General features: G+C 36.5%; 11 protein-coding genes. 8 read left to right on the top strand and 3 right to left on the bottom strand.

The features are described 5' to 3' along the window. The first annotated feature begins 16 nt into the window (after positions 1-16). The 7 genes from LUA91_RS13345 (at position 17) to LUA91_RS13315 (ending at position 11,087) form a co-directional block, all read left to right on the top strand. On the top strand, positions 17-724 hold the full coding sequence (locus LUA91_RS13345) for a DUF4397 domain-containing protein (protein WP_231426549.1): 708 nt from the start codon (positions 17-19) through the stop codon (positions 722-724). A gap of 213 nt (positions 725-937) precedes the next feature. Further along, a complete protein-coding gene (locus LUA91_RS13340) occupies positions 938-3,361 on the top strand; it encodes a TonB-dependent receptor (RefSeq protein ID WP_231426548.1) in 2,424 nt (807 codons plus the stop codon). Between the two features lie 9 nt (positions 3,362-3,370). Next, on the top strand, positions 3,371-4,531 hold the full coding sequence (locus LUA91_RS13335; RefSeq protein ID WP_231426547.1) for a PepSY domain-containing protein: 1,161 nt from the start codon (positions 3,371-3,373) through the stop codon (positions 4,529-4,531). 24 nt (positions 4,532-4,555) lie between these two features. Continuing rightward, positions 4,556-5,476: a DUF6607 family protein gene (locus LUA91_RS13330; protein WP_231426546.1), complete on the top strand. Its 921-nt coding sequence runs from the start codon at positions 4,556-4,558 to the stop codon at positions 5,474-5,476. A 174-nt stretch (positions 5,477-5,650) separates the two neighbouring features. Continuing rightward, complete coding sequence (locus LUA91_RS13325; RefSeq protein ID WP_231426545.1) at positions 5,651-6,790, top strand: M28 family metallopeptidase; 1,140 nt, start codon at positions 5,651-5,653, stop codon at positions 6,788-6,790. Positions 6,791-6,967: 177 nt separating this feature from the next. Then, complete coding sequence (locus LUA91_RS13320) at positions 6,968-8,044, top strand: DUF5694 domain-containing protein (RefSeq protein WP_231426544.1); 1,077 nt, start codon at positions 6,968-6,970, stop codon at positions 8,042-8,044. Positions 8,045-8,312: 268 nt separating this feature from the next. Next, the gene (locus LUA91_RS13315; RefSeq protein WP_231426543.1) at positions 8,313-11,087 is read left to right on the top strand and encodes an outer membrane beta-barrel protein; all 2,775 of its coding nucleotides are present in this window, start codon (positions 8,313-8,315) and stop codon (positions 11,085-11,087) included. A gap of 121 nt (positions 11,088-11,208) precedes the next feature. On the opposite strand, the gene LUA91_RS13310 is transcribed toward LUA91_RS13315, so the two are convergent. The 3 genes from LUA91_RS13310 to LUA91_RS13300 are packed head-to-tail and all read right to left on the bottom strand — an operon-like array spanning position 11,209 to position 13,703. After that, the gene (locus LUA91_RS13310; RefSeq protein WP_231426542.1) at positions 11,209-11,898 is read right to left on the bottom strand and encodes a bifunctional 2-polyprenyl-6-hydroxyphenol methylase/3-demethylubiquinol 3-O-methyltransferase UbiG; all 690 of its coding nucleotides are present in this window, start codon (positions 11,896-11,898) and stop codon (positions 11,209-11,211) included. Between the two features lie 60 nt (positions 11,899-11,958). Beyond that, positions 11,959-13,395, bottom strand: a complete 1,437-nt coding sequence (locus tag LUA91_RS13305) for an MBL fold metallo-hydrolase RNA specificity domain-containing protein (RefSeq protein WP_231426541.1) — start codon at positions 13,393-13,395, stop codon at positions 11,959-11,961. A gap of 59 nt (positions 13,396-13,454) precedes the next feature. Beyond that, a complete protein-coding gene (locus LUA91_RS13300; RefSeq protein ID WP_231426540.1) occupies positions 13,455-13,703 on the bottom strand; it encodes a YtxH domain-containing protein in 249 nt (82 codons plus the stop codon). A gap of 79 nt (positions 13,704-13,782) precedes the next feature. Here LUA91_RS13300 and LUA91_RS13295 point away from each other — a divergent pair, with 79 nt between their 5' ends. Next, on the top strand, positions 13,783-14,406 hold the full coding sequence (locus LUA91_RS13295) for an HAD family hydrolase (RefSeq protein ID WP_231426539.1): 624 nt from the start codon (positions 13,783-13,785) through the stop codon (positions 14,404-14,406). The last annotated feature ends 25 nt before the right edge of the window (positions 14,407-14,431 follow it).

Raw genomic sequence — 14,431 nt, 5'->3', positions numbered from 1 at the left:
AAAAAACTAAAAATTGATGAAAAATTTTTCCCTATCCAAATTGAAAACACTAGTCTTTGCCCCTGCCATTTTTCTATTGATTTTAACATTATTAGGTGCTTGTAAAAAAGAGGAAACCGACAGCTCTCTAAGTTATATCAGGGTTATTAATGCAGCACCAACTCTGGCTACCTACTATCCTTTTTTAAATAGCACATCAGTAAGTTCGGCGGCCTTACCTTATGGCGGATCAACCGCTTTTGGAACGGTTTCAGCTGGTGTAAGCACCGTTAAATTTACTTCAGAAAACAATGCTGAAAGTTTACTGACCAAAAGTTTTACTTTAAACCCAAGTACGTACAACAGCTTTTATTTAATTAACAAACCTGGTTTATTAGATGGCTTACTTGTTACTGATGATTTGAGTTTACCCGCTGTAGATAAAGCTTACGTTCGTTTAATTAATTTATCGCCCGATGCACCAGCGCTTGATCTATTCAAAACAGGCGAAACTACATTATTAATCAGCAATAAGACTTATAAAACATCGAGTGGATTTATAGCAATATCGCCCGGAACACTTACGTTCGAAGCAAAGGAGACCACTAGCGGTATTACAAAAGTTAGTTCAGAAAGCACTACGTTAGTTGCCGGATATCATTACGATATTATCTGCGGTGGTTTAATAAATCCAACCAATGATACAGAGCGACCGCTTAACTTAATCGTACTTATGGTTAAATAAAAATTTTACCCCAAAAAATAACCGTTCGAAGGGTTGTCGAATTATTGGCAATCCTTTTTTTTGCTTCTATAACCATCATAATTAATCTTTGGATTACATCTGGTTAAATGTTAAATCTTTTACTCTTATTTAGAATTGTTCAAAATAATTTGGATAATAAAAATTTGTACCGTTATTTTGCGGCTGTTTAGAATTAATCCAAATAAATTTAACATGCACAAAATCAAACCCTATTGTTTAACGTTTCTATTCACATTTATTAGCTTAGTATCCTTTGCACAGCAATTAAGTACCATTAAAGGAGTTGTAACAACATCAAATGGCAAATCAGCTGCCTATATATCAGTCAGACTTAAAGGTAAAGGTCAGGGAACAACAACTGATGAAGATGGAAAATACACCATTAACCGTGTAAAACCTGGCACCTATATCATCAAAGCCTCAGCTGTTGGAATAAATCCTTCAGAGCAGACAATTACTTTAGTTGCTGGTGAAAACAGGATAGTAAATTTTGTTTTAGTAGAAAATGATCAGGCTTTAGAAGAAGTTACGATTGCCGGAATAAATGAAAAATATAAAATCAGTTTACCATCGGCTACTTTAAGACTAAACGAACCTTTACTGGAAGCACCTCAAAATATTCAGGTTGTAAGTAGCCAGGCGATTAAAGATCAACAGTTGATTAGCATGAGCGATGGTGTATTAAGAAATGTAAGTGGTGCTGTTCGTTTGGAGCATTGGGGAGATTTGTATACCAACATCACCATGCGTGGATCTCAAATTCAGGCCATGCGTAATGGTTTTAATATCGTGTCTTCATATTGGGGTCCATTAACAGAAGATATGAGTTTTGTAGATCATATCGAGTTTGTTAAAGGTCCGGCAGGTTTTATGTTGGGCAATGGCGATCCAAGTGGTTTATATAACGTGGTAACCAAAAAGCCAACAGGCTTAAACCAGGGAGAAGTTTCATTTACCGCAGGCAGTTACGATTTATTTAGAACGACTGTAGATTTAGACCATAAACTAACATCGGATGGTAAATTCTTATTTAGGCTAAATGCAGCTGCGCAAAGCAAAGGATCTTTCAGACCTTATGAAGAAAACAATCGATTTAGTTTTGCTCCGGTTTTGAGTTATCAGATTACTCCCAGCACCAAACTAACTGCAGAATACACCTTACAAAATGCAAAAATGACCGAGGTAGGTTCTTACTATTTGTTTAGCACTACAGGTTATGCAACCCTGCCGAGAGATTTCACATTAACGCAACCTGGCGTACAACCCACCCGTATTAACGACCATAGCTTAACCTTAAATTTGCAACAACAACTTGGTCAGAACTGGAAATTAACAGCACAGGCTGCTTATTATAAATATTTACAAATTGGTTCGAGTTCATGGCCATCAGCTGTTTACCCAAATGGAACATTGATTAGAAATATTGGGATTTGGGATGCAGAAAGTTCGATGAAACTGGCACAGGTATTTGTGAACGGAACTGTAAAAACCGGTGGAATTGTACATCGTATTTTAGCAGGTTTTGATGGCGGCATGAAAGATTACATGGCAGATTGGGGTCAATCTCACGATTTAGATGCAGCATCATCGCCATTTAACCTAGCCAATCCGAACTATGGCTTTCCATCAAATGGTTATCCAAATTTCGATCGCTCGGCAAGCTTATCAGCAAGAGCGTTTGCTGCAGGCGGTTTAATGGATCAAAAGTATTTAAGCGGTTACCTTCAGGATGAATTGGGTTTTTGGGAAAACAGAATTCGTTTAACCTTGGCTGGCCGATATACATATGTTAGCCAATCGGCCTGGGGTGGTGCGCCAGATAAAGCCAAACATGTAACGCCAAGAGTTGGCTTAAGTGTTTCGGTTGATAAAAACACATCAGTTTATGCCGTTTACGACGAGGCTTTTACTCCGCAATCTGGGTTATTGCGTGATGCATCTACACCGAAACCAATTACAGGCAATAATAAAGAAATCGGAATTAAGAAAGATTGGTTTAACGGTCGATGGAATACCACTTTATCTGCCTATAGAATTACCAAACAAAATGAACTTGCTGCCGATCCATTTAACCAGGCAGGCGAAAACTTTAGCATCGTAGTAGGGGAAAAACAAGCCCAAGGTATAGAATTTGATATTCGTGGAGAATTAACTAAAGGATTAAACCTGATTGCAAATTATGCCTATACCGATGGTAAAGTTACGGAGGTAGCCGATGGTGCGGTAACTGATATTCTTTTTGTGGGGCAGGTAGTCCCTGGCTTTGCTAAACATACAGCTAATGCCTGGCTAACCTACACTTTGCAAAATGGTGCACTAAAAGGCTTCGGAATTTCAGGAGGCTTCACTTACCTGGCCGATCGTGCTACAGCCAATTTCAGCCCAACCAACCCTGAACAAAATTTACCTGATTATTTTAAATTAGATGGAGGTTTATTTTGGGGAAACAGGAAATTGAAAATCAACGCTAATGTTTTTAATATTCTGGATAAATATTTATACAGTGGTTCGTACTATACTGGCTACTGGAATGCTCCAGATTATAATCAAGCGGTCTATTCCTGGCAAGCAGAAGCGCCAAGAAACTTTAGAGTTAGTGTAGCTTATAAATTTTAATCAGCGTTCATGTCTGACAAGAAAAAAAATAAAACCTTTAAATATTGGATGGGAAGAATACACTTATGGCTCGGATTAATTTCCGGGCTGTTTGTGTGTTTCTTGGGGATAACGGGTTGTATTTTAGCCTTTGAAAAAGAAATCGAATATTTCAGTCAACCTTACCGAAAATTAGCAGTACAAAGCCAGCCATTATTACCGCCATCGCAATTAAAACAAATAGCGGATAAAGCCTTACCAAATAAACATGCCCACAGTGTTACCTATCAACCAGGCAAGGCAACGCAAGTGGTTTACTACAATTTCGACCCAGAATATTATTATATCGTATTCGTAAATCAATACACGGGTGAGGTTATCAAAGTCAAAAACATGAACGACGATTTCTTTAGGATCGTGATTATGGGGCATTATTATTTGTGGCTACCACCAGAAATTGGCCAACCTATACTTACTACGGCTACGCTCTTATTTGTAATTTTGCTGTTTTCGGGATTGATTTTGTGGTGGCCAAAAAACAAAGCCGCATCCAAACAACGTTTCACCATAAAATGGAATGCAAAATGGCGAAGGGTAAACTACGATTTTCACAATGTGTTGGGTTTCTACATCACTTGGATTATTATTTTCATCGCCTTATCTGGTATGGTGATGGGTTTCCAATGGTTTGCTAAATCAGTGTACTTTGTGAGTTCTGGAGGCAAAACACTCAATCAATTCGAAGAAACCTATTCAGATACAACTAGAAATACTAAGCTAAAATTAAATGCTTCTGCTGCCGATCAAATCTGGAAATCTTATATCGATGCTGATCCAAAATTTAATGGCAGTTTGGATGTACATATTCCTGAAAACGAAAAAGCATCTATAGAAGTAGCCAAAAATCCAGATAGTGATACCTATTGGAAAGCTGATTACAGGTATTATGATCAACATACATTGAAAGAGATTGAAGTAAAACATGTTTTCGGTAAGTTGAAAAATGCATCAGTTGCCGATAAAATAATGCGCATGAATTATGATATCCATGTTGGTGCAATTGCTGGCCTACCCGGAAAAATCATTGCTTTTTTGGCTAGTTTAATTGCAGCTAGTATGCCAGTTACAGGTGTATTAATCTGGATTGGACGGAATAAAAAAAAGAAAAAACCAGCGGCAACAACCCAATAAAATAAAACCACAATAAATTATACAATGAAAATTTTAAACCTAATTTTAGTCTTTACAGTCTTTTTAACTGTAGGTGCCCAAGCTCAAGATAAACTCGAGCAAGATAGAAAAGCTATAAAATCATTGGCTGGATTTTATAAAGTAAACTTTAACTATGGCGAAGTTACCTCACCCGATCCGAACTACACTTTTAGCAAACCTTACAGAAGCCATGGCAACGAGTGGGCAGAAGTAATTATCGATGAACCAAAAAGAATTGTAATCCAGCACATGCTGGCAATTAATGATTCTACTGTAATTAAGCATTGGCGTCAAGACTGGACTTATGAAGATCCAGAAATTATGCTTTATACTCAAGATAATGCCTGGAAAAAGGTTACCCTAAACCCTGCAGATGTTAAAGGCAAATGGACACAAAAAGTTTATCAGGTTGATGATAGTCCTCGTTACCAGGGGTATGGAACCTGGAGCCACGTTGGCGGTCGCGATGCATGGCAAAGCGAAACCGATTCTCCCCTACCAAGAAGAGAATCTACAGTTCGTAAAGATTATAACGTATTAAATCGCGGAAGCCGAATTACCATTACAAAAGATGGTTGGATGTTTGAGCAGGATAACAAAAAAGTGGTTCGCACACCTCAAGGAGATAAATTGATCGCAGTAGAGAAAGGTTACGAAGAATTTACCAAAATTGATGCTGCAAAGTTTGCTTATGCGCAAAAATGGTGGGACAGCCAAAAAACATATTGGGCAGATGTACGTGATGTTTGGGCCGATTTAGCCAAAACTTCTAATACTAATTTCAAAGTTCAAACCAACGTAAATGGTAAATTGCTATATGAAACATTATTCAGTTTAGGCGATCAATCGATCAAAGAAAAGTGGACAGCCAACCAAAATAAAGAAAAAATTAAAACTGCTTTACAACCATATTTGGTGAAGTAATTGTTATACTATGAACTGATTCATGCGCAATTAATTATCAATCATTTATCTTTGTGGCCAGGAGCCATACATACTAAACCTTGGTTGGTTGCTTTTGCAGCCAACCATTTTTTTTGCCTAATTTTAACTCGCAACACATTAGCAGAACCGTAGCCACAACCAAATTGTATCAAAGTGAAAAAATACATTTGCATTATCATCCTGTTTTCAACTCTTAGCGTCTCCGCTCAAGATTCTGTTTACACCAGAAAAATGGTAAATAAACTTACTGCAAAAGAATTTTGGGGCCGTGGTTACACAAAAGATGGAATGGCAAAAGCTGCAGATTTCATAGCCGCAGAATATAAAAAGCTGGGCTTAATTCCGCTGGGAACCAGCTACAAACAGATTTTTAACTTTCCAGTTAACACCTTCCCTGGCACAATGATGGTAGAAATTAATGGCCAAAAGTTAATTCCCGGCCAAGATTTCATCATCAATAACGAAAGTCCGACGGTTAAATTGAAAGCAGACTTAAAGCAAGCCGATAGCTTAAATTTTCAGGCAAGTCCAACGCTACAGGTTGCATTAAAAGATAAATTAACATGGTCGGTTGCTACAGAGGTCGGTCAGGTTACACAAATCCAAATCAATAAAAAATCTTTGGCAACTATTCCAAAGCAGATAAATGTCGACATTGAAAATAAGTTTATTCCCGATTTTAAAGCGTCAAATATTTGCGGTTTGGTCAGGGGTACAAAATATCCAGATTCTGTTTTAATCATCACTGCACACTACGATCATTTGGGCGGTATGGGAAAAGACACCTACTTTCCTGGCGCCAATGATAATGCTGCCGGTGTGGCAACATTATTGAGTTTGGCCAAATACTATGCGGCAAATCCTCAACCATATTCCATCGGATTTATTTGCTTTGCAGGCGAAGAAGCTGGTTTATTGGGTTCGAGGTTTTACACCGAAAATCCGCTCTTTCCATTGAAAAACATTAAATTCTTAATCAATTTGGATTTGGTAGGAACAGGCGAAGCAGGCGTGACGATTGTAAATGCTTCCGTTTACCCAAAGGCATTTTCGGTTCTTAAGGAAATCAACACTGAGCATAAATACATCTCCAAAATAAATTCCCGAGGAAAAGCAGCAAACAGTGATCACTATTTCTTTACCGAAAAAGGTGTTCCTGCATTTTTTATTTATACTCAAGGTGGTCCATCGGCTTATCATGATGTTTTTGATAAACCAGAAACTTTACCACTTAATGAATACAATGATCTTTTTAAGTTGATCGTAGATTTCAATAAAAAGTTAATGAATTAATCTTCATTTAGGGATGAAACTATTCCAGCATTATCTCAACTCCTAAATTTGGCTGACGAACATCATAATTCACACCATAAACCATTTGGATAATATTCTAAGCCATTGGGATAATTAAATATACCATCACAGCGCTTCTGCTCATATTTGAATCAACAAATCAAAACAAGATTCATTATGAAAATCATCTTTAACTTTAGCCTTGCATTACTACTTTTAATCGGTGTATCTATTAAGAGTAATGCCCAAAATCAAATAGAAATTGTAATTGTGGCATCAAGTCACGATAATTCTAAATCAACTCAAAACTTCCAGGCGATTATTGATAAACTTAAAAACTTTAAACCCGATATGGTTTTTGGCGAATACTTACCTGCCGAAGATTATGCGAAATTGGAAAATGATCATTGGGCTAAAAAAGCATTTAGAAATAAGGTTAACTACATCAATAGATTAAATCCTGAAACAGCAAAAAACAATACCACTTTGATTAAGAAAAATCAGAAGGCATTGGCATCCTATCCATACTACCATAAAACCAGAATGAATTTGGCAGTTGAATACGCCAAAACATGGGACAGGGGGAATTTCGACTATCAAATGTTTGTCTTGGAAAACCATATGAAATCTAGGTTTGGGAAGGGAGAAGAAAAAGAGTATTCAGAAATGTTTGGCAGCCTTGATTCGCTAAAAAAACTTGGGATCATCAGGCCAGGAAGTGAATACAACAAAATATATTTTCCGTTGATCTATCAACTTGGCCAGAATCAAATCTATAATATGGATTGCCAAACTTATGATAAAGCTTGGGGCCAGGCTTGGGGCAAAATGGATTCTGCCTATAAGGTATTGGCACAAAAAGCCAAAGCAGATTCGTTATCGCCAGAAGGTAAAACCATGAGCGCAATAGATAAATATTGGGTTTACAGCAATGAGGAGGAAAAGAAATTTTCGGCTGATGAATATGCAGGAATGGCTACTGAAAAATATGGAGAATTGATTGAAGCCTGGAATTTTTATGGCGGTCGTAAATTTTATGGCTACGCTGGTTTCCCAACCGAAAATTTAAAAGACATGGTGGCTCAATGGGTAAACAGAAACGAAGGCATGTGCAAAAATATTATAGAACAGGCTAAAGCTAAAAACGCCAAACGAGTAGTTGTTGGTGTAGGAGCCGCACACCGGGTTTGGATGGAAGAAATTTTAGCGAAAAATTCTGAGGTTAAAATCATCAACTATAACGATTTAAAATAAATTCATCCACTAGTTTAAATCCTCAAAGTTTGGTCTTTGAGGATTTTTTGTTTTGTAATTTTTTTGATTGCATTTGTAATTAACCAAATATAAAATCATCTTTACCTAAAGATTTAGTTGAAATTTAAATAATGCAACATTATCTATTCTTTGGTGTCAAATGAATGGAGAATTTAAATTCATCACATATCAAATGGGATTCGTCACATTTTTTAAAACCATTTAAACTTCAACATTAATTTAGCCAAACATCCTTTATTTATTTTATATGAAGCAGCTTTTACTCTCAATTTTGTTTTGCCTATTCTTTTTAAATCTCTTCGCCCAGAAGAACGGTAGCATCACTGGAATTTTGGCCGACAGTGCAAACCACAAAACCACTTTAAATTATGCTACTGTTTCGGTTTACAAAACTGGCGATAGCGTATTAACCACCTACAAACTCTCGGATGATAAAGGGACTTTTAAAATTAATAACCTTCAAACCGGGATTAAATACCGATTAGTAATTTCTGCCTGGCAATACGGCACCTACCGCACAGAAGTTTTGGTTACAGCGGAGAATCCCGCTATAAATTTAGGAACACTGTACCTCTCTACTAAATCGAACGATTTAAACGAAGTAAACATTGTAGCCGAAAGACCGCCAGTTATTGTGCGAAAGGATACCATCGAATTTAATGCAGAATCCTTTAAAACACTTCCATCAGCAGTGGTTGAAGACTTGTTGAAAAAGCTTCCAGGGGTGCAAATTGCCGAAGACGGTTCTATTATGGTAAATGGCAAAGCGGTTAGCAAAATTCTTGTTGATGGAAAGGAATTTTTTGGTGGCGACCAGCAAATCGCAACAAAAAACCTACCTGCAAATATCATAGATAAGGTTCAGGTAGTAGATGATAAACAAGCGAAAAGAAGAGATCCGGATTTAACTGCGGCAGAAATACCTCAAATCATCAACCTGAAGTTAAAAAAAGCAATTAAAAAGGGGGCTTTTGGAAAACTGTACGCTGGTGGAGGTGTTAAAGAGCTTTATCAGGCTGGCGGATTAATGAACTTTTTCCGCGACACTACACAGGTAAGCATTTTAGCTTATGGCAACAACATCAACCAACCAGGATTTAATCCGAATGATGTGCAACGCATTGGTGGTTTTAACCGCAGTGGAGTAAATTCCATGATGATGAGCTCGGGTGGTTATTTCGAGTTTAACGGAATTAGTTTTGGAGGAAGTTTTAGTGGCGTACAAACTTCATCGGGCGGCGGTTTTAATTTTAATACCCTAACCAAGAAAGGTATAAAACTTAATACACAATATTTTTTCGGTCGTAACGATAATTTACTGGAGCGATTAACCAATACCAACCAAACTTTGGGCAACGATCGATTGATTACCAATGCGAATGAAAATACAAACGCTTTAACGCTAAAGCATAATATTGCTGGTAAATTAGACTGGCAAATCGATTCACTCACACAATTAACCATTGAGCCATTTATCGTTTTAAATTCAAATAATTCCATTAGCACTAATTTTTCAACAAATACGAATGCTGCAGGCCAGTTGGTTAATAATTTGCAAAATGTAAACAACAGAAATTCATCTTCTAACAAATATCAGCTTGTGGCTGATTTAAGCAAAGATTTTGCAAAAGCTGGACGATCATTTAATATAGGTTTCGATATATCTACCACTCCAAACCCAACATTAAATTATAACCGTAGCAATAGCAACTTTTTCATCACGCCATCAACTTCTGAAATAGATCAGTTAAGGAACAATCAGGTCGAAAATTTTAGATCGTTCATTTATACCAATTATAGTGAACCGATTAGTAAAAAGCTAAGTTTTAAAATTGATTTGAGTGGAAATATTTTGAACAACGAAAATGCTTTAAGCACTTTTTACAGAAATCCGGCCAATCAGTTGTATGATATTGCAATCCCGAGTTTAAGCCAAACGGTAGAGCAAAATGGGTTCAAAACAAATGCAAACTTAAGCCTTAGGTACAAAATAACGAAGGATTTTAATATCCAGCCGGGTATTGTACACAATTATATTTTACTCAATAACCGTTTTAGCAATAACGCAAATATCGATCAACGTTATAATTTCATTTGGCCAACTTTCCAATTGGTTTATAAAATCTTCAGACTGAATTACGATGCCAGATTTACAGAGCCCAATGTAAATTATTTGCAACCCGTTGCCGATAATACAAATGCCTTATACATCAGAAACGGAAACCCTAATTTATTGCCCGCCAGAACGCAAAGGTTGAGTTTAAATATGTATAAATATGATCCTAAAAATTTAGTCAATTACAATTTATACGGTTATGGAAACTTCACAAAAAATGGCATCGTAAATACCACGAGTATTAGCAATGGTGTGCAAACAGTTACGCCAATAAACGTAAGCGGAATTTATAGTTTCAATGGTGGAGCCAACGGATCGAAGGATTTTAAAATTAACAAAACAACTTTAAAAGTTGGATTGGGTTTTTGGGCCAACTTCAATCATACACCAGTAATTATTAATGATATCAGAAGTGATGCAAACGTATTTTATGTGGGTCCGAATGGTAGTGTAAAATTAAACCTGAATGATGTTGTAGAGCTAAACCAATCTTATTCCATTAGTTTAAACCGCAGCCGTTATCAGGATGATTTTTATACAGATTTGAGCTACAATACCCAAAACAGCACATCAGAACTCATTATTAGGTATCCTAAAAAAGTGGTATTCGAAACCAATTTTGCAATAACCGCTAATACACAACAGATTGCAGGTTATAATAACAACATTAAACTATGGAATGCGGCGGTAACTTATCTATTTATGAAAAATGACAGATTACAATTGAAATTTGCGGTAAATGATATTTTGCAGAGTAATGTGAGGCGCTCTGTTGAAATTACAGGAAACAGTGTAATTGATTACCAAACAAACAATTTGGGCAGATACGGAATGTTAACATTAACCTATAACATCCAGAATTTTGGTCAGAAAGTTGGTGGCAGACAAACATTTTTCAGCTTTTAAATTTCAAATTACGAAGTCTCGCCAGTTTAAAACGCAGCGAGACTTCGTAAGTTACAATGGAATTTATTCTTGAAACTACAAAAATTGCACCTAAGCAAATCAGCTTTTTAAACTTGGTAAGTTAATGAGCCGCTAAAGTCAGTTTTACCAGATATTGGTCTTCTCCATCATCAAATATCATTTCACAATCCCAGCCTGTTTCCCTTGCAATGGTTTTTATCGTTTCCTCATCCACATAAACCCAATTAAACCAGTTTCCTTTCTCACCTTTATATTCATACTGATAAGAAACTTCTCCATAATACTGATTTTTTGGTTTTGGCATATCTTCATACAGATATGAAATGTCTGATGAATCGAAAATTACTTGTCCATCAGGGTTAACTAAATCTTTTATTTTGATGAGAAAATCTTTAAAGCCAGCCAATGTTCCGGTAAGGCCTATTCCATTCATCAACATTAAAATGGTATCAAATTTTTCGTTATAGGTAAACACATCCTGAAGCAATGCTTTTTTTACTCCACGATTTTTCATAATGTTAACCGCAGCTTCTGAAACATCTATCGCGGTAACATCGATATTAAAAGCTTGTAAAAGCAAAGCATGACTGCCAACACCCGCACCAATATCCAAAACCCTTCCTTCGCACATTTTTAATGCCTGAAGTTCCAATACCGGCATATCTTCATCATCACGAAAGAAAAATTCTAATGGCATCTCTTCTGCTTCGCCATAAGAATTATGCAACCAAAGTATATCCGCCTCGCCAGTTTCGTAAATATCAGTTAGCGCTTTACCAAAAACATCCATGGGGCAAAGATAATTGAAAGTTGTAGGTTAAAAGTTCAAAGTTGAGGTTAAAAAGAGATACTATGCGATTTTGGCTCCATCTCCTTCGGGCTGGGCCGGATCGAGATCAAATTCCTGATGATATTCAGGAATGGCTACATGCTTAAATCCATGATCTTTTAAGCGGGTGGCAAAATTCTGTTGCACTTCGTACTCTCCATGAACCAAGAAAAGTTGCTTTACTTTTGCAGAATCCTGGCAGGATAAAAACTGCAGTAAATCTTCATAGTCACCATGTGCACTCATCGATTTTATAGATTGTATTTCAGCTTTAACATCATAAGAATCTCTAAAAATCTCTACTACTTTTTTCCCGGCAATTAACTGACCGCCAAGCGAATTTGGCTCGCAGTAACCCACCATTAAAATGGTATTTTTCTGGTTGCCAATGTTATTTCTGATGTGGTGTTTTACTCGTCCCGCATCGGCCATGCCTGAAGCGGAAATGATTACACATGGTCGGGGATCTTCATTTAATTTCTTCGATTCTTCCACACTTTCGATAAAACGTAACCCTTTAAAACCGAAAATATCATGATCAACCTTTAATACCTGCTTTACACCATTATTGTAAACTTCAGGATGATTCCTTAAAATTTCTGTAGCTTTTGACGATAATGGACTATCTATATAATAGGGTACATCAGGTAAATTACCTTTCAATTCCAAACCATTTAATGCATAAAGCAGTTCTTGCGTACGCCCCACCGCAAAAGCAGGAATAATAACTTTACCTTTTTTAACCTTACAAGTATGATTGATGACTTCGAAAAGCATATCTTCGATAGGATCTAAATCTTTATGAAGTGAATCTCCATAAGTAGATTCCATTAAAATATAATCTGCCTGATCAAATTGTTGTGGGCTTTTTAAAAGTAAATCGCCATAACGGCCAACATCTCCAGAGAAAGTAATTCTTTGAGTTTTACCATCTTCAGTAATGGTTAAATGTACGGCGGCGCTACCCAAAATGTGTCCGGCATCAGTAAGTTTTAAACGAATGTTTTCATCAATTTCGAAATCTTCCTCATACTCCACAATCTTCATTTGGCTAAGCGTTTTGGTTACATCTTCTTCAGTGTAAAGCGCTTCTTCCATCTCTTCTCCTTCCCCTAAATGTCGGTTTAAATATTCAGCATCCTGCATTTGAATTTTTGCAGAATCCATCATGAGGATTCTGGCTAAGTCCATCGTTGCTGGTGTACAAAAAATCTTTCCTTCAAAACCATCGGCAACCAATTTTGGGAGTAATCCGCAATGATCGATGTGAGCGTGAGATAAAATAAGATAAGTTATTTTTTTAGGATCGAAGCCAAAGTAATCATTCAGCTTGTCGGTAACGTGGCCCATTCCCTGGAAAAGTCCACAATCCAATAATATTTGGGTATTATTAGTTAAAGTAATGAGGTGCTTACTTCCTGTAACTGTACGGGCAGCACCATGAAAGGCAATCTTCATTTAGGTGTGGTTAGAATATTGAAATAAAAATGCCGGATATTTCCGGCATTTCCAATTCTTTAAGCGTTTACTTCGGCAATTTTATCTTTAACTTTATCTGCAACACCCGCAGCTTTATCAGCTAAACCAGAAGCCTTATCTGCTATACCAGCTAATTTATCTTTTGATGCATCTAGCAAATCAGCAAAAAAATCTGATACTTTACCTTTTAAATCATTAGTAGAATCTGATGATAATGCTAATGCTATGGTTGCGCCTAATGCTGCTCCGGCCAATACGCCTACTATAATTTTTGTCTCTTTTTTCATGATGTTTGCTATTTAGTAATTAAACATAATTAACCTTGTGGTGTTTTAATTTTTTTCATCTTACAAAAACCAATCCATAATGAAGCAAATATTTTTTATTGATCTTGATAATACCATCTACTTTACCAAACCAAACAAGATGATTTTAATGACTGATTTATATGATCTTCTGGATAAACAAAATTTAGCTATTGCTGATGATGATTACCAATTAGCAAAAGAAGAAATGCTGAGAACTCCATTTTTAAAAGTTGCAGAGAAATATAACTTTTCTAAAGCAGTAATGGATAAAACCGTTGATTTTTTGGCCAACAGAGAAGTGGTAAAACCTTTAATACCCAGCGATGATTATCATTATATTAAGGCACTAAAAGGAAGGAAATTTATTGTTACAGCAGGATTCCCTAAACAACAAAAATCGAAAGTTAAGATGCTGGGTATAGCTGATGATTTCGAAGAGGTATGTGTGGTTGATGTTGCTGTATCAAATAAGAAACAAGCCTTTATAGAACTGATTGAAAAATACGATTTTAATAAAAATGATATTTTAATTATTGGCGATGATGCAGAATCTGAAATAAAATTCGGCCTGGAACTCGGCATTGAAACCTATCTTTTAGACCCAGAAAATATTCATCCAAATGCCGAAAGCTCTTATCGTGAAAAGGATTTGAGCCGTTTACATGAAGCAGCGGGGCAATAATTACCCATAAAAAAAAAGCCCCGAT

Origin of the sequence: Pedobacter sp. Leaf250 (assembly GCF_920984735.1) — a bacterium.
GTDB lineage: Bacteria > Bacteroidota > Bacteroidia > Sphingobacteriales > Sphingobacteriaceae > Pedobacter.
This window is presented reverse-complemented; position numbering and strand designations above follow the sequence as displayed.